The following is a 21,374-nucleotide window of genomic DNA, read 5'->3' on the forward strand; positions in this document are numbered from 1 at the left end:
CACACCTTGGCCGCTCGGTGGATTGTCGGTCCCAGTGTCGGATTCTGGGGACCTATTCCCCTCTCAACACGGTGTCCCGGCGAGCCCTCAAGGTCCGATTGACTCGATCAGGCTGAGGATGTAGGGGCGAGTTTGTGGAAAGACGAGCAGGCTGTGCGCAAGGACAATCACGCCAGTAATCCGACTTTCCCCGCCGGTATTGAGCATCCCGACCCCCACGACGACAATCAGGAACCCCACCCCATAGACTACCGCCAGTACGACCCAGTCACGGGTCGTCGGAGCTAACATTCCCACGCCGGCCGCGCTACAACGTTCTGCGTGGTAAGAATGGTCCGATTACCGGCGTCGAACGCCCGGGACCTGTAGAATCACAGTCTATCCGAGTTTATTCGCGCAGCACTGTTTCGGACAGTATCGCTGGTCGGTGGACCCCCCTATTCGTCAACTGAACCGGAAGACAGCCCATTGACCGTGTTCGCATAGTCCTGAAGCACTGCCCACGTGAATTGGTCGTCCGGATACACACTGACGCTCGCGTTCCATTGCTCCGGGTCATCGACCGGATCAGTCGCGAAATCAAACGGGATCATGAACGTCCAGTTGAGCGCCCCGTTCACGTCGTGGGCCAGGAACTCGTCGAATATCTCGCGGTACTTGTCGGCCCGCTTCTCGTCTTGGGCTTTCCAGTCGTCGTCCCGACGATCGACCCGGAACTCCCCGTCGTCGTTACTCGGCGCGACCTCACCCGCATACAGCGGCTTTTCGAGGGTTTCGTGCGCATCGCTGGCGTGGTTCTCGACCCACGTTTTCCATCGCGGGACACCGTCCTCGTCTTCGGCCAGCAGCCCGTTTTTGTTGAGATACATGTGGAACGTGGCCGCGTCGATCGCATCGGGCTGGTGATTCTCGATGAAGTCCATCCCCTGATCCGATTTCCCCGGCAGGCTCTTGTCCCTCGATTCCTCGTAGTAGCCGATCTCCCCGGTCGAGAGAAGGTGATTCCCGTCGATGGATTTGATGAACGGTGCCATCTCCTCGATCCAGTCCTGCATGATCGACGTCGCTCCGTCGTTGTCCAGGAGGTCGGGTTCGTTCACGAGTTCCCACATCATGATCCCGGGGTCGTTGCGATATTCACGGCCGGTGAAGACGTTCACCCGCGTCAGCACCGCCTCGACGTACTCCTTGTAGAGCGCCCGGCAGTTGGGGTCGGTGTAGAAGTCGTCGTGACTCGACGCCGATGCGGTGTAGTGAACGAAATCGGTGATGCCGGTGTGGCTGTCGGTGTTGCTCAGGAGCGGCAGAACCAATCGAACGCCGGTTTCGTTTGCCTTGTAGATGGCGTAGTCCAACTTCCGCATCACGGTTTCGTTGAGCGGCGGCAACGACTCGACGGCGTCCGAACCGTCATCAGCGGGTTCGGGAAGTACTTTGTTGTTATTCCCTTTACAGGCGCCGACGAAGCACTTGCCGGCGTACACCCACGTCCGAAGTGCCGTTAGCCCGAGGTCGGACGCCTCGGCAAACACCCTGTCGACGTACCACTGGGGCGCTCGTCGGACCATGTCGTTGTTCCCGCCGCTGAAATAGAACGGTTCCCCGTCCCGGACGAAGTTCCGGCCCTCAGTCTGAATGAAGTGGTCGAGTTTTGGAACCTCGCCTCCGACTTCCAGATCACCACGAACCGCTTGGCCGTTCTCGCCCGCCTGGATGGTGAACGGATGGGTGCCGGCCACGAGACCGCCATCGATCGTAAAGGAGAGTGTCGCTGTCTCGCCCGGGTCGAGGTCGACCGGCTTCGAGTGTTCGGTTTCACCGAGGGCCAGCGAGACAGTGCTTGACCCGGCGCTCTCACCCGAATTCGTTACTGGCGTGCGGATCTCGAACGTCTCACCGGGAGCAATATCGGCGGGGTAGGTAGGCTGTCCGAACACGAATTCAGCGTCCGCGGGGGCTGTCGTTGTCGTCGACGTACTTCTCGTCGTATCAGTCTGGGTCGTCGTGTCCTCGTCCGTTTCCGTGTCGGGATTGGACTCACATCCCGCTAAAAGACTCGTAGAGAGAGTTGCAACCGCGAGGAACCGACGTCGCTTCATAGCGTATCTATCAAATCGAGGGTACAAATAATCTCGGTCAGTCGGGAGATCGGTCGGATCTTATATCGGCGTCAGAACCAGCCTGTCAGGTATATTCGGTGGGAATCACGTAACAGAAAGGCGGGGGACATCCGACCCGAGGCCAGTGAGGTCTGGTCACATCACCTTTCGGACAGACTGTGCCAGTTAGACGTATGGATCGAACATCTCCACCACGACCCACTATTAGCAATCGAGGGGGTTGCAAATCTGCTTGGGAGAATTCCCACTGTCGGCTTTTGATCTGCAACTAGTCGGCTACCGAATGGCAACGATGCAGAACCAGCTGTGACGTACGTTCATGAGTATTGCAGTTGGACTGGAATATCGTCAGATGAATTCCTTGGATAGCGGTCCGTCGGCACCGGCCCGAAATAGAAACGCAACGATCGCGGGGGTTTGCATGGTGCTGGCTGGGTTCATCGCGTTTATGGGAATCACCACCGCCGAAGTGCTCTACCCCGAGTATTCGACGAGACAGGACATCAGTGACTTGGGATCGACGATACCACCGAATCCGATCATCCACGAGCCGTCAGCGACGATATTCAACACGACGATGCTGGTAACAGGGGGACTCCTGCTGATTGGGGCGTTCTTCAGTTACCGGTTCGTGGATGGGCGTAGCTTCCCCGTGGCACTCACTCTGTTCGGATTTGGGGCGTTCGGCGTCGGGGTTTTCCCGGGCAATATCACTCCCTGGCATGGGTTGTTTGCCTTGCTTACCTTCTTCACCGGCGGCATTACTGTCGTGCTCTCCTCGCAAGTCGTGACCGGACCGTTCTCCGTTCTCTGTTGGCTCTTCGGCGGTATCTCCCTGCTCACGCTGACCAGTGTCTTCGTCTACGGGCTGGTTATCGGTGCCCCGCATCCACTCGCATTTCTCGGCTCCGGTGGCATCGAGCGCTGGGTGGCGTATCCGCTCATCATCTGGGTACTCGCTTTCGGTGGCTATCTGTTGGCAAGCCCGATCGCAACTGGCGAACTTTCTACGGAGTGAACTCGTGTTTCCCTGGTAAATAGTCCTCAAAGAGTAACGCTTTGTATCGTGCGACGGATTCAGGCGAACTACCGAATGAATCCGACTCGGTCGCAACTTCTCTCTCAGTTACGCCGCATGGACGAATACGACTTCGAGGAGTTGGTCGCTGACATCTGGGCGGAACGGGGCTGGCAGACAACCGTGACAACGGGCTCTAGCGACCGGGGGATCGACGTGATCGCCCGGAAACAGAGCCCGTTCAGGCAAAAACAGCTCATTCAAGCGAAGCGGTACGCCGCCGACAACAAGATCGGGAGTCCCGACATTCAGCAGTACAGCAGTCTCAAACGGCAGGAAGACGACGTCGATGCAGTCATCGTCATCACCACGAGTTCGTTTACGTCCCAGGCCGAGCGGACAGCGAACGACCTGAACGTGAAACTCATCGATGGCCCGGATCTCGCGGACGTGATTGCTGACCTCGATTCCGACGGGATCGTGTCTGCGTACTTTGGCGATCAGACGAAGACACCCCGTTCGAGTAGTGCCACTACGACAGACAAGTCTGAGGGGTCGTCCACAGACCAGAATTCACGCGCATCGCGGTCGGCCACTAGTAGCACGGACGCTACGGGAAGTAGTACATCGGCCGATCCGTCGGCGTTGCCCGACCGATTCGAGAAGGACGAACGGACGACCAAATTAGGAAAGAGCTGTCCGTACTGCAGCAGTTATAGATCGATCTGGAAGGGGAAAACCGCGAACACGGATCCACTGCTCGTCTGTGAAGACTGCGGGACGAAGTGGGTGAAGAAGACGGGGATCATCGCCTCGACGAAGTGGAATGCACTCGGCAAAGACGAGAAAAAGACGGCCTCGGAGTGGAAGAGCTGACTTTCCCTATCTTATCGAGGACAACGTAGAAGCCTCTCGAGGCCGATCTTTGCAATATGGGGTTCACAGCGTATTACGACGATCACGAGGAACTTGTCCAAACCGGTCTCGCGGTTGTGTTGGCGATTGTCGCGATCAGTTCCTTCCGGAAGGGGAAGCGATTGCGCGGGTTACTGGCGGGGCTCGGTGCTATCGGCGTCAGCTATCGGATGCAGGGCGAGTCCGAGACGTTGGGGGAGACTTTCGATATCAGTTCCTCCGAGACTGGTTCTCCGGGTGACGAATCCGGGGAAGGCGAATTGACCTGTGCTGCCTGTGGTGAACCGATCCACGTGGGGCAAGGGCGGGGTCCAAACGAGAACGACGAAATCGTCCACGATACCTGCAAGCAACCGTCTGAATAATTGATCCCATCCGACTCTGACCCGGGGCTTGGACAAGACAGGACTATCGAACGCCCGTCTCTCAGACTTCCCACTTTATCGCCGTCTCATCCGACCTAATATGCAGAATCACCTTATTACCGCCTTCGAGAAAATTCTCGTCTATGGAGATATCGCTGGACGCCGCTTCTGTGTCGTCGACGTGGACTTCGAAGTGATAGTTTCCAGGGTCGGATATGCCCGTGTCGACGGTCACATCCTCGTCAGGTTCTAAGACGTCGGAAAACACCTCTTCCGAATCCACCAATACCTTCACTTTGGCATCATTCGACCGGCTTTGATCCACTAACAGTTCAACGTGATTTCCAGAGCTAGTCTTAGCTGTCTCACCAGCCGTTCCGCTATCATCAAACAAACAACCGGATAGAGCCGTTGCCCCCACCACACTGGCCCCAATGAAGCTCCGTCGATTCACATCATGGCTTGACAGGGTCGAATTAAATTCTTTCTGTGTGATTCCGTCCATTACAAAATTCGATCTGGGCCTCTCGGAGTACTCGTCTGTCTTGGTGTTTGACCGGACTAGCCACTCAGTCATCACTTCTGTTGGTTCCTTCCTCGTTTTCTAGCACGGAGTACTGCACCGTCAAAATGTAGTAGAGGACACTTACGATCAAGCCACCGATGACCGACAGAAGCCAAACCTGAACTCAAGATCCGGGGTCATGAATGACGCCATCCGACATGATGATCGTATCGGTAGTATTGTGGAACGGAGCAACCATCGTTTCGGAAGAAACGGAAACACCCCCATTCCGTTTATGTCGCCCGACACGGATGACGGAGGTATGATACAGGATGCTCGGGTTCTCCAGCAGGAGTTCATCCCCAAGGAGATCGAGCACCGCCACGCCGAGATGAACCGGCTCTCGGACGCGCTCCGGCCGATCCTGGACGGCCAGCAACCGGACAACGTCTTTATCTTCGGCCCCACTGGAGCGGGCAAGACCTGTGTCGCACGATACTCGCTGGAGAAACTGCGCGAAGAACTGCTGGATATCCAGTACCAGTACATCAACTGCTGGCAGGACTACAACCGCTTTCGCGTACTCTATCGGATGCTCGAAGGCATCGACAGCACGCTCGACATTCACCGGCAGAGCACGCCACGGGACGAACTGTTCGAGCGCCTCCGGGAGTACGACGACATGCCGTACGTGGTCATTCTCGACGAGGTCGACCAACTCGAAGATATGGACGTCCTCTACGACCTCTACACGCTCCGGAACATCACGATGATCATGATCGCAAACGAGGAACTGGAGCTGTTCGCCGGCATGGACCAGCGGGTGAACAGCCGCCTCCAGAGCAGCCACCGGCTCCAGTTCGACGCCTACTCGAACGACGAACTGGTCGGGATCCTCAGCGACCGCGTGGAGTGGGGGTTCACGCACGACGCCATCAGCACGCGGCAGCTCGAAACGATCGCCGACGCCGCGGCAGGCGACGCCCGTGTTGCCATCGGAATTCTGCGGTCGGCGGCCCGGCAGGCCGAACAGGACGGTGCTGACTCCATCGCCGATACCACTATCACGCAAGCTATCCCGGCAGCACGGTCGGAACTCCACCAGCAGAACATCGAGAAGCTCAACGAGCATCAACAGACCGTCTACGACATCGTCGCGGACGCCGAAGTCATCACGCCGGGGGAGTTGTACGACCGCTACGAGGGGGCGGTTTCGGATCCGAAAACGAAGCGGACCGTCCGAAACTATCTGCAGAAGATGGTTCACTACGACCTCATTGAGTCTGAGGGCGAAAAGCGCGGACGGGAGTACAGGCTCAACACGCAGTGAGCTATCGAGCAGGACGCGCTCACGGCCACATGACGGTGTGAGTCCTCGGAAACGGAAGTTCCGGAAACACCACACCTCCGCTTTTGCACGGTGTCGCGTTTGGTTCCCGTATGGGATTTCGACAACCAGCCAACCGTTCCACGGACGTCCAGCTCCCCGACCAGGTACCGGATCTCAAGCCAGGCGTGACGCTTCTCGATGGCCCCGCGGACCGGTCGGTCGCACTCCACCAGCTCGTCCTGACTGACTTCGCGGACGAATCCGGGAACGCATACTGGATCGATGCCCGAAACAACGCCACGACGTACGCGTTCTACGAACTCGCGGGTGACCGAACCGACCTGTCCGGTCTCCGGATCGCTCGTGCGTTCACCGCGTATCAGCACCACTCGCTGGTCCGGCGGACCGCTCGCGTCGTCACGCCGAACACGGCAGCCGTCGCAGTGCCCTGCCTCCCGTCGCTGTATCGCGACGACGATGTGCCCGACCACGAAGCGGCGGATCTACTCGAATCGGCGCTCGCGATCCTGGCAGAACTCGCCGAGACGCTCGACATCCCCGTCGTCATCACTGCCAATACTGGGAGCGATCACGGCGAACTCGTCGCCGAGTACGTCGACCACGAGATCAACTGCCGCAAGACGGGACTCGGGCTCCAGTACTCCAGCGAGGACTTCACGACGGACGTCTACTGGCACGACGGCTTCTGGCAGACGACGATCCCCTACTGGGTCGACCTGTTCGGTGCCGTCTCGGAGACGGACACGGTTCGGCCGCGCCCCGAGACGCCGATTACGGAACTGGAGGTGGTCTGATGGGGCGCACGAACCCCACCTTCCGCGATTTCCTGCAGACGTTTCGATCGCAGTGGCAACCGTTCCGCCGAGGGTTGCGACGACAGGACAAACCACACTTCGACCGCCTGTTCGAGCACGCCGAGTCCCACGCGGACGCGGCAGGCTACATGAACGCGACCGACCCGGAGGTCGCGATCATCCTGTCGATGCTCCTCGCACAGGAACGTGAGATCCGGGAACTCCGAACGCAACTCGACGAGGCGCAGCGATGACGTTCAAAGTCGAGTTTCGGAACGGGACGTGTGTCGAGTGGGATCGGACTGCTGACGGTGTCAGCCGCACTGAGAACGAACGATACACGCCATCACTGTACATCGACGGTCCGGAGACGCCGCTAGCGGACCTTCGGACTGCATTGGAGCGTGATCCGAAGGTCACGGCCACCGCTATCGAACGCTGGTACACGAGCCTGCAAGACACCGCAAAAACGGACGTCCTTCGCGTCGATGTCGACCACGTCGCTGACGTCCGATCCGTGGCTACCGAGGTGCGAGGGGTTCACGAACGGGATAGCTACGCTCCGGGGACGTTCCGGCTCTACAACGTCGACCTGTCGCCACAGTTCCGATACTGCGTAGAGACTGGCACGGACCCGACGCCGGACCATGCGCTGTCGACCTTGTCGCTGCGGATCGGCGACCAGGCACTCGCCACAAAGGACGTGTCGTCGCTGACGGTCGACGGTGACGAGATCACAGGCTCACCGGCGGCCGTGCTTCAAGCAGTCTACAACCGTGTCCGGACGACCGACCCCGATGTCCTCATCGTCTCTCACGGGGACCTCGTGCCGGTTCTCTATGAGCAGGCCGACGAAGTCGGACTCTCGGAGTTTCAACTGGGCCGTGAGACCGGGTGGGACAAACTCGCTGGCGAGAGTACCTACGTGAGCTACGGCCAGGTGGGTCACTCGCCCGCTCGCTACGACGTGCCCGGCCGTGTCCTGCTCAATACCTCGAACAGTTTCCTCTGGGCGGAAACCAGCCTCAACGGTCTCGTCGACCTCGTCAGCCGGTCGTGGAAACCCCTGCAGGAGCTGGGGTGGGCGAGCATCGGAACAGTGCTGACGGCGATCCAGATCCGGGAAGCGCTCGAACGGGACGTCCTGATCCCGTGGGACAAGTGGGAACCGGAGGAGTTCAAAGATGTCCGGACGCTCCACGCGGCCGACCGCGGTGGATTCACGTTCGCTCCGCAGGTGGGGCTGCACGAGAACGTGTACGAAGTGGACTTCTCGTCGCTGTATCCCCGGATCATCTGCGAGTGGAACATCAGCCCCGATACGATCCGCTGCGACTGTCACAGTGACCGTACCGATATCCCGGAACTCGGCTATAACGTCTGTGACGACGACGGCTTCCTCCCGGCGGTGTTGCAACCGCTGTTGGACGACAGAGCTGCGATCAAACAGCAACTCCGCGAAACGGACGACCCGGAACGGGAAGCGGAACTCAACTCCCGTTCGGCGGCGATCAAGTGGATCCTCGTCTCCTGTTTCGGCTATCAGGGCTACCGCAATGCGAAGTTCGGCCGGATCGAATGCCACGAAGCCATCAACGCCGTCGCTCGCGATATCCTGCTTCGATCGAAAGAACGGCTGGAAGCCAACGGCTGGGAGATCGTCCACGGTATCGTCGACAGCCTCTGGGTGACGCCGATGGACAACACGGAGACGACACCGCTCTCGTCGGTCACCGATGCGATCTCCGACGATATCGGGATCACTCTCGAACGTGAGAGCAGGTACGACTGGGTGTGTTTCGTCCCGAAGCGGACGTCGAATGCCGGCGCTCTCACGAAGTATTTCGGGAAAGTAGCCGACACAGACGAGTACAAACTCCGGGGGATCGAAGCCAGACAGCGAAGTACCCCACCGTACATCGAAGCAGTCCAACGTGACCTGATTCGGATCGTCGAGACCGAGCGAAATCCAGAAGCGGTCTGCGATCGATTGCAGCGGTCGCTAACTGAACTTCGAGCCGGAGATGTTCCACCCGAGGAACTCGTCATCACGAAGCGGGCGTCCAAAGCACCCGAAGCGTACACGCAGCGGACCCAGACGGTTGCCGCGCTCGAACGTGCTCGGATGAAGGGACTCGATCCACAGCCCGGTGAGTCCCTCCAGTACGTGGTCGTAAACGACGACACTCGATCGCGGGACCGCGTCAGATTACAGTTCGAGGATATTTCGGAGTACGATACGGGATTCTACAGGGGCCAACTCGTCCGTGCGGCGGAAAGTATTGTCTCCCCGTTTGGGTGGGATGCGGAGCGGATCGAAACGTACCTGAACGATATCGACGACGTGAGCCTCGCCGCGTTTTAGACCCGTACGGACGGCAATGATACTGGCCATTGACGAAGGACTCGTTGGGACGGAGAACATCGACCCCGGGCCTGAAGGCGATATCTCGACGGCCCGGCTGCTAAGTGAAGGATTCAAATCCATCACCGAAAACGGCGTCCTCGGTGATCCAGCGAAGGCAACAACCGACGCAGGAGAAGTGAAATCCAGAACGTCGTGGAGACGTACGTCGAGCATATCAAACCCGAACGCGAGGCAGTCTGGTTGAGCGACGAGTGGTCAGCACATTACTGCCCGAGGCGAAGGAACCGTGCGCTGTCGAGGGCGGCAGTGGACTGGCCGGTGTCGAACAGCACGTCGTCGATCGCGGCTACGAAGCCCCACTCGCCGCTGAGTCCTGGCGCTGACAACACACGGCATATACCTCATGCCGTGAGCGACGATATCACCCGGTGAGAAAACAATACTACTGGGTTACGTTGCGGTCGATGGTAGACGCGACTCCGACGGAAGGGGCGAACCGATCGTCTGACGTAACTGGCTCGAGTGGGGGGCTTAGCCGACGCCGGTACCTCGCGCTCACCGGCGTCGTCACGGTGGGCACAGCGGCCGGGTGTATCAGCGGCTCCGGCGGCGGCGACGGTAATGGGGCCACCAGCGGCGGTGCCGGGAACGCCGACAGCGGCCCTGACCCGTTCAGTTCGGTGGAAGCTGACAACCAGAGGATAACCGCGACGATGGCCCAGGACAAGACTGCCGATGCGGTCAAGGTAGTCGACCCGAGCGGACAGGACCGCATGGAGGTCGAGGTGACGCGCGGGAGCGCGGAGATACCGGTGTCGACGGTCGGGGACTGCGGGTCCTGCGAGGAGTTTACGGTACATCTCCCGGGCGGCGAGTACGAACTCGTCGCGATCCGGATCCCCGAAGACGACGCCGAGAGACCGACCGAGGTCGGTCGGCGGCCGGTGACGGTCGAACGAAGTGCCGAGATCACTGCCGTGGATATAGCGGACGGAGAGGTGGCCGTAACCGTACGAAACACGGGCCAGTTCCTGATCCGCGCACGGGCGCTCCGGTACGAGCCGACCGACCCCGCGACGACCGCTGCGAGCGAGTTCTACTCCAGGAAACAGTTGCGGAAAAGAATTGGGATAGAGCGAACCGATACGCCGGACCACGAACTCCGCAAGACGGAGAGCAGGCCGGTCCTCGAACATATCGTGGTGCCGGGGTCGACCGGGACGTTCACGATGGGTTCCACGCGTCTCTATCGATCCGAGGAGTTGACGGAGGAGACCGCCTGCACCGGCCAGTCGGTCGACTTTCGGTTCGAGTTCCTCGGCCAAAGCGAGGATATGCGTGCCGCGGCGACGGGGACGATGAGGTTTAACGGCGGCGTCGAGACGGCGGATGACGAGTCGTTCGCTTGTAAGGAATCACGGATCGATAACGTCAGTTCGGTCGAGACGCAGGAGACGTCGTGATCACGGCCGACCAAACCGGGGCGTGACCCACCATCAGCCCTGAACCACGATGAAGCGTTGGCCCTCTCACGGGACGTTCCACCCGTCCAAGACGAATGTCGCGAACCCTATCATTAAGGGGACGTCCTCTCATTCCGAAGGCATGGACGCGGACGAGGTGCCGTGGATAGCCCTCGTCGAGGAACGGTTGGCGTTTCTCGATCGGCTGTCGGAGTCGCCCGCTCACAAGCCTCAACTGGAGACGGACCTCGACTGTTCGCGGTCGACCGTCGACCGCGCAATTCGACGCCTAGAAGCCGCGGGTCTGGTCGACCGGGTCGGCGACGGCTACGTCACGACGCCGACCGGGCGGGTAGCGGCCCACCGATATCGGTCCTACGTCGCCGACCAGCGGACCGTCGACGACGCACAAGCGGTGCTCTCCGTCCTCCCGCCGGACTGCGACGTTCCGCCGGAACTCGTCGCCGGGGGAACGGTCGCCACGGCCGACGACCGCCCCCACCGTTTGTTCGAACGCCTCGCTCGACACCTCCGCACGGCCGATCGCTATCAGGTCGCGCTGCCAACGCTTGCGGATTCGCGACACCTCCGCTTGCTCCACGCGCGGGTCCTTTCCGATGGACTGGACGCCGATCTGTTGGTCGCGCCCGCGCTAGCCGACCGCCTCAGAGAGGAGTTCCCCTCGCTGATCGGCGACCTATTCGCCACGGAGTCGTGTACGATCCGGCGCGCCGATGTCCCGCCGTTCGTGGTCGCCCTTTCGACGAGTGACCCGCCGACGGCGGATCCAGCGGCGGCATCGACGCGGGACGGCGGCGCGACAGCCATCGTCGCTACCCACGACGAAGGGGCGCTGGCGGGGACCATCGAAAACGACGCCGACGCTGCGATCGACCGAGCGCGCACGCTGTTCGCTTCCCTCGGAGAGAACGCCAGATCCCTCGTGAGTCCTCCCGCCGATCGTGATACAAGCACTCCGCTCCCGGCCGACGACATGCAGACCCACCGCGCCCTCGCCGACGCCGGTATGACCCGCCTCGACCGCGCGTATTTCACGGAGTGCACGCCCGGCGAACCCGAGACAGCCTGGAGACTGGGGTTCGACCTCGTCGACGCCTACTACGGGTACGCTGTCGGGCGGGTCGACCCATCTCTGGACGAAGGCAAGTCGAACGGCGACGCGGCCTCGAAACGGTTGCGAGACCCCGGCGACTTGGACGGCGAGTTCTCCCCATCCGAAACCGAGGCCGGTCTCGAAGCAGGCAGCGACTGGTCGCTACCGACCCCACCTGATGTCCCGCAGTCAGACCGAGCCGAATTCGAGGACGGCGTCGCTATCGGCGTCGGAAGCGAGAACGGGGAGACAAGCGGGGGCGAAGGCGATGGTGAACCCGACAAACCCCGGGCGAGTTCGAGCGGTTCGGTCGTGTCCTCGGTACTGGTCGACCGTCTGGCGGCCGGTGACGACCACGTCGTATTGGGTCCGCCGGGGTCCGGGAAGAGCACGGTCTGTCGCCGCGTCGCCTGCCGATGGGTGGAGGCCGGTCACGGCCCCGTCTTCTACCGAGAGGGGGACACGTCCGGTAGCGACTTGTCGGGCCTGAAACGAGTCGTGACAGCCGCGGAGGGCCACGCGCTCGTCGTCGTCGAGGACGCCGCCGGCCCGGTAACGGAGCCAACGCTCGAATTCCTGCGGACAGTACGGGACGACCCGGAGGTGACCGTCCTCCTCGAGGGGCGTGAAGGGGCGTGGCGCGGTGCTGTCGACGATGTCTCCGACCCCCGGTTGCGCGATCTCGCCCGGCGTGTGCTGAGGACTCACCGGCTCCCGGACGTCGACGAGAGGACGTGTCTCCGCGCGATCGCGGCGTTCGAGGCCGCGACCGGACTGGAAGTCCCGCTCTCCCCGGCCGCGCTCTACGACCGGGTGACGACCGAAGACGGGATCGGCGAGATGTACGTGCTGAGCCACCAGATCGTCGCTCACGCCATCTCGGCGCCGTGGCTCGACGACGCAACGGCGCCATCGGCGCTCGAGGGCGACGTCAGGGCCGTTTACGACGCGCTCGCACCTCCCGAGGGAGCCGCCGAGAAGGACTACGAGACGCTTCCGCTCGAGGTTGGGCTCCTCGTGGCTGTGCTTACCGCCGCCGAGCGGTCCGTCACGCCGGGGCTCGTCCACGCGGTCGCAGCCGAGCGCGCCGACGCCGAGCGCGCCGACCGGGCCCACCGTCGCGTCGAGGAAGTGCTCGACGACCTCGACGGCCGATTGCTCCTCCGACGCGAGGACTCGGACACTTACCGGACCCAACACCCGCGGTGGGCTATCCGGTTTCTCGAACATGCGACCGACCGGGCCGAACGTGAAACCGTCGCGCTGTTCGAACGTGCGATCAACGCCGTGCTCGCGCTCGCTGACGACCCCGAAAGGCGAGAACACGTCAGCGATTGGCTCGGTTTCGAACCGCCGTCAGTCAGTCGGCTGGCGGAGACCGAATCGGTCGACGAACTCGTCGAATCGCTCTTCGGGCTCGCGTTCTCCCACTCGACGCTCGCGCCGCTTTTCGGGACGACCAAACACTCGGGCATCGACCTGCCGGACGCCTGTTCGACGGCGGCCCGCCTCGAGTCGATCTCCTGTCGCGGGAAGATGTGGTACGACCACGGCGACGCCGACCGCGGCGAGACCGAACTGTCGATACTCTGTGACCGCGCGGCGGAGGCGACCGACGAGGGGACGCGCTCGACGTATCTCGCGGAGGGGTACCGGGGACTGGGGGAGGTCGTGGTCGACCGCGGCGAGACCGAGACCGCACGCGAGTTCCTCGACCGCAGCCTGGCGGCCGCCCGCGACGGGGACGACCCCCGGCACGAGGTCGGCGCACTGAACTCCCTGGCGTGGGTCGCGATGACCGACGACGATTACGAGCGCGCACAGGAGCACCTCGACGAGGCGCTCGCTGTCGCCGAGGACCTCGGGCCCTGCGGCGACTACTCGGACACGCTGTACTATCTGGCGCGTCTCGAACGCTCCCGCGGCGATCTGGCCAGCGCCGAGGAGCGACTCACCGAAACCATCGCCCTCGATCGCGCGATTGGCAACCGACAGAACATCTCGTCGTCACTCAAACTGCTCGCCGAAATCGCCGCCAAGCAGGGCGGCGATGACCGCGCCGAGCGCTACTACCGTCGAAGTATCGAACTCAAACGCGAAGTCGGCGACCGCCCGGGGTTGGCGAAGGCCCTCTACGGGTACGGTGACCTCGTCCGATCCGGCGGCGATACCGACGCCGCCGAGAGGGCCTTCGAACGGAGCCTGGAGCTCGCACAGGAGAACAATATGCGCCGTCACGAGGGGCGTGTCCTCGGTGGACTGGGCCGTCTCGCCCTCGACCGTGCGGACCTCGACGCCGCTGCCGATCGGTTCCGCGACCAGCGGGCGATCCACGCGGATCTCGGCTACCGGCGCGGCGTCGCGGACGCGACCGCCGGGCTGGGTGACGTCGCGACCGAACGAGACGCGCTCGAACGGGCGCGTGAACGCTATCGCGAGAGCGTCGGGGAGTATCGCGAGGTCGGCGACCGGCGTCGCGCCGCGGAGCGGATGGACGACCTGATCGAGGTCTGTCGGGCGACCGGCGACGAGGCCGCCGCTCTAGAGTGGGCCGAAACCGCCGTTGCACTCTGTTCCGAGGCGGAACTGCCAGACCTGACGGAGACGTTTCGTGACCACCGCGACGCTTGCGCTCCCGAGAGTGGGCAGGACGACTGAGACCAGCGGACAGGGACTGGCTATCGTCGTAGCAAAGTCACCTGGTTCGCTCTCAGCTCCCAAAGCTGGACGGTTCCGGCGAGTGACGAGACCAAGGCGGCCACCCGTCGTGAACAGCAGTGTGAATTTTGATTAACTGAATTTCTGCCCCTGCCTCGTTGCGTCCCATTATCGGAACACCCGTCGACCAAGCCACTACAACCCGAGGTCCCAGCGCTGACTTGTATGCCGCTTCAACTCGTCGCTCGCGCGGTCGGAGATACGATACGTCCGACCCTGCTCGACGACGGCGCCCGCCCGCTCTAGATGTTCGAGGTGAGCGTACGCCTCGCCCGGCCCATGGAGGATGTGAATGCCGTCCAGATCCCCGAACAACTCGGCGCTAACCTCCCACGTGTCGAGCGGGCCCGATCCTTCGAGCACCTGCAGCACGCGCAGCGCCCGTTCCTCGTGATGGTGGATGATGTGTTCGGCCCGGGCGGTCGGATCGTCGATGGGGTCACGATGGCCGGGCCATGCGCGAGCGTATTCCGCGTCCGCGATGGCCCGGAGTGCGCGAAGATACTTTTCGAGCGGTTCGTCCACCCGTACGTCAGCACCGCCGACGTTCGGTGTGTACTCGGGGAGCAGTGCGTCCCCCGTGAAGACGACGTCGGCCCCGTCGAGGGTCGTCTCGAACAGGCACAACCCCGCAGCGTGCCCCGACGTGTGGACGACGCGCAGGTCGTGGCCGTTGACGGCGAACGTATCGCCGTCCTCCATCGGAGTCACCTCCGGTGAGTCATCCATCGACGGCAGGGCCATCCGTTCCCGGAGCGTGGCCTGTTCGGGGTCCGGGATCCCCCACTCGTCGAAATACCGCTCCTGCATTCCGTGTAAGGCTTCCCACTCCTCCACGTCCCCGGCGACGAGCGGAGCGTCGTCGGCGTGTACGTACACTTCCGCGCCACTTCGCGATTGGATCGCTCCGGCCAGGCCGGTGTGGTCGGGGTGCCAGTGGGTCAGGAAGATCCGGTCGATATCCTCGATGGCGACCCCGTGGTCGGATAATGCCTCTTCCAACTGCGCTCGTGTCGCATCCATCCAGTCGCCCGTATCGATGAGCACCGTTTCGGGCCCGTCGTCGAAGAGGTACGCGTTGTTGTTTCCCTCGAACGCGGAGTTCGACAGCGTGATACGGTCCATACCAACCGTAACCAACCCCTGGGTTTTGGTTGTATCGTCGGAGCCAGGTGACCCTCGTCACGACGACCAGTGTGGATTGATGTCCCCTACTGAGATGGGCCGGTATAGCGAAACGAACCGGGTTTGAAACGAAATCATTCACCGGATCGATACTAACGGTAAGTACGTTTCAAACTGTCTCGGGAAAATCAGCTGATGGATAAGGTGGTAAACTGAACACCACAAACCTGCGCGAATGAAGCCTTTCTGTATAGGGATTCTACATAATCCCGGATGTGAGTGAGAATGTCTCCTAATAACGATCCCGCTGACGAGTCAGGAGAACAGTCACTAACTGATATCCCCTTATCCCTTGACGCGATTCTCGACATTCTGGCGAATCACCGTCGTCGATTCCTCTTGGAATATCTGTGGGACCAGCCCGAGAATGTCGGGTCCTTTGAGGAAGCAACTAAATATACAGTGCTGAAAATGGGGCGAAAGCAAGGTGTACAACCAAATCACGACGACGTTCAGGTTGATCTCCAGCATCACCACCTACCAAAGATGGCTGACGCTGGCGTCATTGAGTACGATATCCGGAGTCAAACGATCCGCTATCACGAAAACGAACGCCTCGAGACGGCCTACGAACGAGTGAACGAGCTTACCGTGACCTGACCTTCGAACCGTTGCCCGTCTACTCTATTCTTCCGGCTTTTCGACACAGACGGAGCCGTCACCGCTGACGTTGACTACGTATCCATTGTAGGAGAAGGACAAGTGTCCACGTCTTCGTTCGTTGGACGGCGTGGGGGCAAAGACTCTGTCTATGGCATCCGGGTCGATTACTTCGTACAACGGGGGAGTAAGTTCCATCGGGTCGACGCTCTCTGCTTTGGCCATCGCTTCAACTACCGATTCGCTAAGATTCCCGGCCTCTGCTGTTGCGGTCTGAACCTGGTTCATTGAACCACCGTACGCCATCCCCCTTCTTGAACCTGTCGTCTATTGTACATTTCGCAGACTGGCTTAAGAGCGACTGCGAATTACCCAGTGTCCCCCTCGGTCGTGTACTCCTTTCCCAGATCGTCAAAAGGCTGGGTCCGTTCCCGCTTCATCATCTCTATCCGTTCAATAGTAACACCAAGTTCTTTCAGTTCGTCGAGGGCTGACTCGATATACTTCCGTGAGTAGCCCACCAGTTCGATAGCGACGTTCTGTTTGTTGGTCAGCAGTTCCCGAATGCTCACTACCCCCGACACCGCAAGAATCTGTTTGCCCAGTGTCCCCCGACGCCCGTACGGAACTGTGCCGATGGCGAGCAGGTGGTGGTCCAGCCCAGCCTTCTCATAGTTGACGGTAGGGTGATATCCAGTTATAACACCGTTTTCCTCCAGCTTCTGGATCCGATTCCCGACCGTACTGGAGGAGACACCTACCTTCTCAGCTATACCAGCCGTCGTATTGTCCCGGGCATTCTGCTGGAGAAGATACAGAATGCCTTTGTCGACGTTGTCGAGTTTATCCAGAACCATTGCTAAACTTCACAGGCCGCATTCTGAAGTGCTTTGGCCCCACCCTGCCCTACAGCCATTACACGAGTGCCATTTTCTATCGATGCATCATCTGTACAGGGTTATTGAGATACGCCCTCTGTTATCGGAGGTGACCGTACTCTCCGATAAGTTCCAAGCTCCCCTGTCGAATCTCCTTGGACCAGGGAGAGGGGAGCGGACGAACGGCAGTGGGGCGGCCCGGTCTCAGATTCGTCGCGCTGACGTACCTTCTCGGCCAGCGATGCAACCACGAACCTGCGCCGGGCGTTGGCGAGGAGTTCGAAGAGGGCGTCCGTTTCTACGTCGAGTTTCCTAGGAACGAATAGTCAGTTTTCGTGTGTTCTTTCACCACCTGCTTCTATGCCGCCACGCTGAAACGGGAACTCAGTAGATCGACCAGCGGCGGCTATATCAGTTGTCCTTCCAGATAAGCCCGTAAATCATCGCGTCCAGCACTACGTCCTCGGCTTCGTTCTCACAGGTAACGTCCCACGTCAACTCGAAGCGGTCGTCCCGTTCGACGACGGTCTCGTAGGTCGCATAACAGACGACTCGCTCACCCGTGTACACTGGTTGGTGGAACTCGAACTCCATTTCCGTCGCCAGCACCTCGTGGTCACCACCTAACTTGGTGGGCATCGTTGCCGTCAGGAGGCCCTGAACCATCACTCGGCCGTCGTCGTCCGGTTCGACGTGTCGGGGCTGGTCATCACCGGAGAGAGACGCAAACTGTTGGACCTCTTCGACGGTGAACGTCCGTTCGTACGTGATGGTCCGTCCCTGCTTGGGTTCCTCCATCGTCCGAATCTCGGGGCTCCCGAGGTTAAAATATCCGGAGACAGGCGTCGTCCGCAGCCCCTGTCAACCCCGCCCCCAGCGATCCCCCGCCGCCCTCGCTCTTGTGACCAGACCTTGTCAGCAACCGCCGGATGCGTGGAATTGGGTTGGTCCTGTGAGCGGTTAGACCCTCTTTGGGGAGTTAGCGGTCCGGGGCATCACTCACCGCTGTCACCAGCAGTTTCCGGGGCTTCACCGGGGATACGATCCCGACTCGTAGAGTGCGCTCCGCCGGCGTTTCTGTGGAAGAGAGAATTGAAAGTGGGTGTCGTGGGGCAGCGGCACGAACGACTTGGAGTCGGTCCGCTTTCGCGCCGGGCATGGCCGTATCACACGGTTGGACAAGCCGCGCCAGAGCCCGGGTCGACGCCTGTCTCGTACGTGCCGTTAGAGGGTACGTCGACGGAAGAGATATAGATTCGGCTGGTAACAATGTTCATCAACGAACTACCATAGTAGAACCCGACTGCTCCCGAGAATTATCAGTATCCTATCCGAATCCGGTGCCGTGCGTCGCCGCAAGCATCTCGCCCTCACAGCCGGCTTGGCTGCCATGGCCGACTGCTCGGAGGACGGGCCACCCGCCCCGGCGTCGTTCGAAGTCGCCAGCCTGGATGCGCCGGCGACGATCGACACGCAGTCTGAAGCGGCGGCCACGGTGTCCGTCGGATCCTTTCTCCCGTTGCTGTAGTGGCGGAGACGTTGGTCTATTCCGAAACGACTTCGCGTTGAACACATGGCCACACCGTTGTACGTGGTGAGTACGCGAATCCAACTCGCAAATAGCTATATCCGAGTGCATCAACCAGGGCGAGTTAGCCATTATCTGCCATACAAAACGCCACGGTGAGTCGGTTGGATCTCCGGTGACAGTATCGACGAATCCCCCAGAGGGAACTGTATCGGTCGGGGGCGAGCCCCGAATCACGAGGCGACCATGCAGATCAGACATGAGCATAATCGCTGAGCTTACGATCCCGACATCGGAGTTCGCGCTTGGGCAGACACTACAGGCGATACCCGACATCACAGTCGAGTTCGAGCGGGTCGTCACCCATAGCCAGGAGTGGGTAATGCCGTTCCTCTGGGTGAAAACGGACGATATGGAAACCGTACACCGCGAGATCACCGCCGATCCCACGGTAGAAGAGGCCACCGTCGCCGACCAGTTCGACGGGGTCGTTCTCTACCAGATCCGCTGGAGTGCGGAGATCCGAGAGTTGATCAACGCGATCTTCGACCAGTCCGGCGTCCTGATAGAGGGGACTGCCAACGCGTCCAACTGGGACATACTGGTGCAGTTCGACAATCACCAGAGCCTCGGCAAGATCAAGGAGTACTTCCAGCCGGGACGGACTGCATTCACGCTGGAGCGACTCTATTCGCCCGAGACACCACGGGAGGTGGAGTTCAATCTCACGGCTGCCCAGCGGGATACGCTCGTCATGGCGATCGAACGGGGCTTCTTCGAGGTTCCCCGGGAAACGACGCTAGAGGACCTCGCCTCGGAGCTGGATATCACCAGCACCGCCGTCTCGGAGCGTCTCCGCCGGGCGATCTGCACGCTGGGGAAGAACGCGCTGAGTATCGAGGACGAGATCGAGTAGGGACGGTCAGGCCGACCGGATAAACCCCTTGAGTGAGACGGCCACGGACTGTTCGCTACGGAGGGTGTACTGCAGACCGTAGTAATGGCCCGCAAGAACGACCCTGTAGAGATCAGTAGCCTCGCCCCGACGGGAGAATCCAGTGCTGAGCACCGTATCGAGTGTACCGACGACGCGTGTCTGTACCGTCTTTCCGACACGGAGAAGCCGAGTGAGGGAGTCGCCACCGCGGTCAACACCCACCTCGAACGCACCGGGCTTGATCTATCGCTCGCTGAGCAGACGCCGCTCTACGACGCTATCGACCCCGACGCGTTGAATAGCCTCTTTTCGCCCCGCGACGCCCCAACGCAACAGATCTCGTTTTCCTATCACGGGTATAAAGTAAGGGTCACCGGTGACGGAGTGATCTTTCTGGACAGAGGGGACGACATCGGAAGTAGACGGTAGGGATATCGCCCCTTCTTCCGGATCGTATCTCTCACTGGACTAGCCGTGTGCGGAGGCTTCTCAACGAACACCTGACTCGACGGGGCCGTTACGCTCGCACCATCCGAACTGGAGATTCGGATCCATTACCGGATCGTCACCCACGAACTCGCTGAAATCATCCGGCTGGGCGTCATCCCTGCCGGTTGGATTGCTGTTCGGAGAAGCCTGCTTGTGATACGACCGTGCCGATGATACTTGGATCGGGAGAATGGAACCGGAGGGAGTCTATCAAGCCGAAGACCCATTCGGACTGTTGACGAGAACCCATTTATCACTACGGATTCAACCCGTTAGCTATGGCGGAAACGCTCACAGCCCTCTCCCAGCGGAACGAAACGTTCTGGATCGGTTTGGTCGTATTCCTTCTCGGGGTGGCGACGCCGGAGAATCTCCTGCTCGGAGGTGTTGCGCTCTCGAGGGCGCTGATCGTGCTTGGTGGAGGAATCCTTCTGGTGAGGCTCTTTGTCGGTGTCTATAGAATCCTCAAGACGACGGCGGAGGCAGGGACGGACGGATATCGTGATGGGAAGCGTCCCGACGAGTAGACGAACCGTCTCTACCGTCCTCGGAGACCGACGGAATCGTGCGAATTTCGAAGCCTCAGACGGTTAACTTCCTGTTAACTGATAACTACAGCGTCTCAGGTAGATTCATTTCTGCGCGCTAATTATCGGCGACCATGAAGTGGACGACGTTGCTCGCGGTCGGATTATTCGTTCTTGCCTGGCTCATGATGATTTATCGATCACGGAAAGATAGCTGGCATACGAGCCGAATCGTCGGGATGTTTGTTTTCCTCGCTGGTGCTACCTGTGGAGTGTTTCTTGACAACTTGCTTTCCGCCGAGTCGTCGCTTCTTCCGTGGATAGAACCTATCTCAGCCGTAATTATGCTCGTCGGGCTATACATCGCGTGGGGTTGGAAATCCGAAGGGGACAACCCTCAGACACAATAGATGCAAGCTCCGTATCCACCGTCGTCGGAGACGACGGATTCGGCGCGGACTTTCGAGGCCTCAGACGGTTGATCTCTTGTTTAGCGTAG

The 21,374-nt window shown here is 60.6% G+C and carries 21 protein-coding genes and 1 pseudogene; 15 read left to right on the top strand and 7 right to left on the bottom strand.

Going from position 1 to position 21,374, the window contains the following annotated elements:
- Window positions 1-437 precede the first annotated feature (437 nt).
- Entirely contained in the window at window positions 438-2,099 is a 1,662-nt protein-coding gene (locus EYW40_RS14590) for a cellulase family glycosylhydrolase (protein WP_135822383.1), read from the bottom strand.
- 340 nt (window positions 2,100-2,439) lie between these two features.
- Between EYW40_RS14590 and EYW40_RS14595 the strand changes: the two genes are divergently transcribed.
- The 3 genes from EYW40_RS14595 to EYW40_RS14605 all read left to right on the top strand — a co-directional run bounded on the left by EYW40_RS14595 (window position 2,440) and on the right by EYW40_RS14605 (window position 4,418).
- Complete coding sequence (locus EYW40_RS14595) at window positions 2,440-3,138, top strand: DUF998 domain-containing protein (RefSeq protein WP_237560622.1); 699 nt, start codon at window positions 2,440-2,442, stop codon at window positions 3,136-3,138.
- Between the two features lie 117 nt (window positions 3,139-3,255).
- Entirely contained in the window at window positions 3,256-4,014 is a 759-nt protein-coding gene (locus EYW40_RS14600) for a restriction endonuclease (RefSeq protein ID WP_161973222.1), read from the top strand.
- A 56-nt stretch (window positions 4,015-4,070) separates the two neighbouring features.
- The gene (locus EYW40_RS14605; protein ID WP_135822385.1) at window positions 4,071-4,418 is read left to right on the top strand and encodes a DUF2892 domain-containing protein; all 348 of its coding nucleotides are present in this window, start codon (window positions 4,071-4,073) and stop codon (window positions 4,416-4,418) included.
- 61 nt (window positions 4,419-4,479) lie between these two features.
- Here EYW40_RS14605 and EYW40_RS14610 read toward each other — a convergent pair whose 3' ends face one another.
- Window positions 4,480-4,995 (bottom strand): hypothetical protein, encoded by a 516-nt coding sequence (locus tag EYW40_RS14610; RefSeq protein ID WP_135822386.1) that lies wholly within the window; start codon window positions 4,993-4,995, stop codon window positions 4,480-4,482.
- Between the two features lie 250 nt (window positions 4,996-5,245).
- Here EYW40_RS14610 and EYW40_RS14615 point away from each other — a divergent pair, with 250 nt between their 5' ends.
- The 5 genes and pseudogenes from EYW40_RS14615 to EYW40_RS14635 all read left to right on the top strand — a co-directional run.
- The gene (locus EYW40_RS14615) at window positions 5,246-6,253 is read left to right on the top strand and encodes a Cdc6/Cdc18 family protein (RefSeq protein WP_135822387.1); all 1,008 of its coding nucleotides are present in this window, start codon (window positions 5,246-5,248) and stop codon (window positions 6,251-6,253) included.
- Between the two features lie 110 nt (window positions 6,254-6,363).
- Window positions 6,364-7,068, top strand: a complete 705-nt coding sequence (locus EYW40_RS14620; protein WP_135822388.1) for a hypothetical protein — start codon at window positions 6,364-6,366, stop codon at window positions 7,066-7,068.
- Window positions 7,068-7,322: a DUF8156 family protein gene (locus tag EYW40_RS14625; RefSeq protein ID WP_135822389.1), complete on the top strand. Its 255-nt coding sequence runs from the start codon at window positions 7,068-7,070 to the stop codon at window positions 7,320-7,322. Before EYW40_RS14620 ends, EYW40_RS14625 begins: the two co-directional genes overlap by 1 nt.
- Window positions 7,319-9,433: a type B DNA-directed DNA polymerase gene (locus tag EYW40_RS14630; RefSeq protein WP_135822390.1), complete on the top strand. Its 2,115-nt coding sequence runs from the start codon at window positions 7,319-7,321 to the stop codon at window positions 9,431-9,433. Before EYW40_RS14625 ends, EYW40_RS14630 begins: the two co-directional genes overlap by 4 nt.
- 10 nt (window positions 9,434-9,443) lie before the next feature.
- Window positions 9,444-9,673: pseudogene (locus tag EYW40_RS14635) on the top strand (creatininase family protein); the annotation flags it as partial.
- A gap of 26 nt (window positions 9,674-9,699) precedes the next feature.
- Here the strand turns inward: EYW40_RS14635 and EYW40_RS20335 are convergent.
- Window positions 9,700-9,825: a hypothetical protein gene (locus EYW40_RS20335; RefSeq protein ID WP_259370032.1), complete on the bottom strand. Its 126-nt coding sequence runs from the start codon at window positions 9,823-9,825 to the stop codon at window positions 9,700-9,702.
- Between the two features lie 75 nt (window positions 9,826-9,900).
- On the opposite strand from EYW40_RS20335, the gene EYW40_RS14645 reads away from it, so the two are divergent.
- Both EYW40_RS14645 and EYW40_RS14650 read left to right on the top strand, forming a co-directional pair.
- On the top strand, window positions 9,901-10,899 hold the full coding sequence (locus tag EYW40_RS14645; protein WP_135822391.1) for a hypothetical protein: 999 nt from the start codon (window positions 9,901-9,903) through the stop codon (window positions 10,897-10,899).
- 142 nt (window positions 10,900-11,041) lie between these two features.
- Window positions 11,042-14,671 carry a tetratricopeptide repeat protein gene (locus EYW40_RS14650; protein WP_161973223.1) on the top strand — a complete coding sequence of 1,210 codons (3,630 nt, stop codon included), beginning with the start codon at window positions 11,042-11,044 and terminating at the stop codon, window positions 14,669-14,671.
- Between the two features lie 195 nt (window positions 14,672-14,866).
- Here the strand turns inward: EYW40_RS14650 and EYW40_RS14655 are convergent, their stop codons facing one another.
- Window positions 14,867-15,856, bottom strand: a complete 990-nt coding sequence (locus tag EYW40_RS14655; RefSeq protein WP_135822393.1) for an MBL fold metallo-hydrolase — start codon at window positions 15,854-15,856, stop codon at window positions 14,867-14,869.
- 285 nt (window positions 15,857-16,141) lie between these two features.
- On the opposite strand from EYW40_RS14655, the gene EYW40_RS14660 reads away from it, so the two are divergent.
- On the top strand, window positions 16,142-16,516 hold the full coding sequence (locus EYW40_RS14660; RefSeq protein ID WP_135822394.1) for a DUF7344 domain-containing protein: 375 nt from the start codon (window positions 16,142-16,144) through the stop codon (window positions 16,514-16,516).
- A gap of 24 nt (window positions 16,517-16,540) precedes the next feature.
- Here EYW40_RS14660 and EYW40_RS14665 read toward each other — a convergent pair whose 3' ends face one another.
- From EYW40_RS14665 to EYW40_RS14675, 3 genes are all read right to left on the bottom strand, one after another.
- On the bottom strand, window positions 16,541-16,804 hold the full coding sequence (locus EYW40_RS14665; protein WP_135822395.1) for a DdfA family disk-determining factor: 264 nt from the start codon (window positions 16,802-16,804) through the stop codon (window positions 16,541-16,543).
- Between the two features lie 80 nt (window positions 16,805-16,884).
- The gene (locus tag EYW40_RS14670; RefSeq protein WP_135822396.1) at window positions 16,885-17,373 is read right to left on the bottom strand and encodes an Lrp/AsnC family transcriptional regulator; all 489 of its coding nucleotides are present in this window, start codon (window positions 17,371-17,373) and stop codon (window positions 16,885-16,887) included.
- A 432-nt stretch (window positions 17,374-17,805) separates the two neighbouring features.
- Window positions 17,806-18,192, bottom strand: a complete 387-nt coding sequence (locus EYW40_RS14675; RefSeq protein WP_135822397.1) for an FAS1-like dehydratase domain-containing protein — start codon at window positions 18,190-18,192, stop codon at window positions 17,806-17,808.
- A gap of 592 nt (window positions 18,193-18,784) precedes the next feature.
- Here EYW40_RS14675 and EYW40_RS19665 point away from each other — a divergent pair.
- The 4 genes from EYW40_RS19665 to EYW40_RS14690 all read left to right on the top strand — a co-directional run bounded on the left by EYW40_RS19665 (window position 18,785) and on the right by EYW40_RS14690 (window position 20,875).
- Window positions 18,785-18,922, top strand: coding sequence for a hypothetical protein (locus EYW40_RS19665; RefSeq protein ID WP_161973224.1), 138 nt, complete (start codon window positions 18,785-18,787; stop codon window positions 18,920-18,922).
- 259 nt (window positions 18,923-19,181) lie between these two features.
- The gene (locus EYW40_RS14680; RefSeq protein ID WP_135822398.1) at window positions 19,182-19,838 is read left to right on the top strand and encodes a helix-turn-helix domain-containing protein; all 657 of its coding nucleotides are present in this window, start codon (window positions 19,182-19,184) and stop codon (window positions 19,836-19,838) included.
- A gap of 84 nt (window positions 19,839-19,922) precedes the next feature.
- On the top strand, window positions 19,923-20,288 hold the full coding sequence (locus EYW40_RS14685) for a HalOD1 output domain-containing protein (RefSeq protein ID WP_135822399.1): 366 nt from the start codon (window positions 19,923-19,925) through the stop codon (window positions 20,286-20,288).
- A 338-nt stretch (window positions 20,289-20,626) separates the two neighbouring features.
- Complete coding sequence (locus EYW40_RS14690) at window positions 20,627-20,875, top strand: hypothetical protein (protein WP_135822400.1); 249 nt, start codon at window positions 20,627-20,629, stop codon at window positions 20,873-20,875.
- Window positions 20,876-21,374: the final 499 nt, after the last annotated feature.

This window comes from Halostella litorea (assembly GCF_004785955.1).
In the GTDB taxonomy this organism is placed as follows: Archaea; Halobacteriota; Halobacteria; order Halobacteriales; family Natronoarchaeaceae; genus Halostella; species Halostella litorea.

Coding starts and splice junctions, on each gene's coding strand:
- EYW40_RS14590 (WP_135822383.1), bottom strand. CDS start 2,099: ATGAAGCGACGTCGGTTCCTCGCGGTTGCAACTCTCTCTACGAGTCTT.
- EYW40_RS14595 (WP_237560622.1), top strand. CDS start 2,440: ATGAGTATTGCAGTTGGACTGGAATATCGTCAGATGAATTCCTTGGAT.
- EYW40_RS14600 (WP_161973222.1), top strand. CDS start 3,256: ATGGACGAATACGACTTCGAGGAGTTGGTCGCTGACATCTGGGCGGAA.
- EYW40_RS14605 (WP_135822385.1), top strand. CDS start 4,071: ATGGGGTTCACAGCGTATTACGACGATCACGAGGAACTTGTCCAAACC.
- EYW40_RS14610 (WP_135822386.1), bottom strand. CDS start 4,995: ATGACTGAGTGGCTAGTCCGGTCAAACACCAAGACAGACGAGTACTCC.
- EYW40_RS14615 (WP_135822387.1), top strand. CDS start 5,246: ATGATACAGGATGCTCGGGTTCTCCAGCAGGAGTTCATCCCCAAGGAG.
- EYW40_RS14620 (WP_135822388.1), top strand. CDS start 6,364: ATGGGATTTCGACAACCAGCCAACCGTTCCACGGACGTCCAGCTCCCC.
- EYW40_RS14625 (WP_135822389.1), top strand. CDS start 7,068: ATGGGGCGCACGAACCCCACCTTCCGCGATTTCCTGCAGACGTTTCGA.
- EYW40_RS14630 (WP_135822390.1), top strand. CDS start 7,319: ATGACGTTCAAAGTCGAGTTTCGGAACGGGACGTGTGTCGAGTGGGAT.
- EYW40_RS14645 (WP_135822391.1), top strand. CDS start 9,901: ATGGTAGACGCGACTCCGACGGAAGGGGCGAACCGATCGTCTGACGTA.
- EYW40_RS14650 (WP_161973223.1), top strand. CDS start 11,042: ATGGACGCGGACGAGGTGCCGTGGATAGCCCTCGTCGAGGAACGGTTG.
- EYW40_RS14655 (WP_135822393.1), bottom strand. CDS start 15,856: ATGGACCGTATCACGCTGTCGAACTCCGCGTTCGAGGGAAACAACAAC.
- EYW40_RS14660 (WP_135822394.1), top strand. CDS start 16,142: ATGTCTCCTAATAACGATCCCGCTGACGAGTCAGGAGAACAGTCACTA.
- EYW40_RS14665 (WP_135822395.1), bottom strand. CDS start 16,804: ATGAACCAGGTTCAGACCGCAACAGCAGAGGCCGGGAATCTTAGCGAA.
- EYW40_RS14670 (WP_135822396.1), bottom strand. CDS start 17,373: ATGGTTCTGGATAAACTCGACAACGTCGACAAAGGCATTCTGTATCTT.
- EYW40_RS14675 (WP_135822397.1), bottom strand. CDS start 18,192: ATGGAGGAACCCAAGCAGGGACGGACCATCACGTACGAACGGACGTTC.
- EYW40_RS19665 (WP_161973224.1), top strand. CDS start 18,785: ATGGCCGACTGCTCGGAGGACGGGCCACCCGCCCCGGCGTCGTTCGAA.
- EYW40_RS14680 (WP_135822398.1), top strand. CDS start 19,182: ATGAGCATAATCGCTGAGCTTACGATCCCGACATCGGAGTTCGCGCTT.
- EYW40_RS14685 (WP_135822399.1), top strand. CDS start 19,923: ATGGCCCGCAAGAACGACCCTGTAGAGATCAGTAGCCTCGCCCCGACG.
- EYW40_RS14690 (WP_135822400.1), top strand. CDS start 20,627: ATGGCGGAAACGCTCACAGCCCTCTCCCAGCGGAACGAAACGTTCTGG.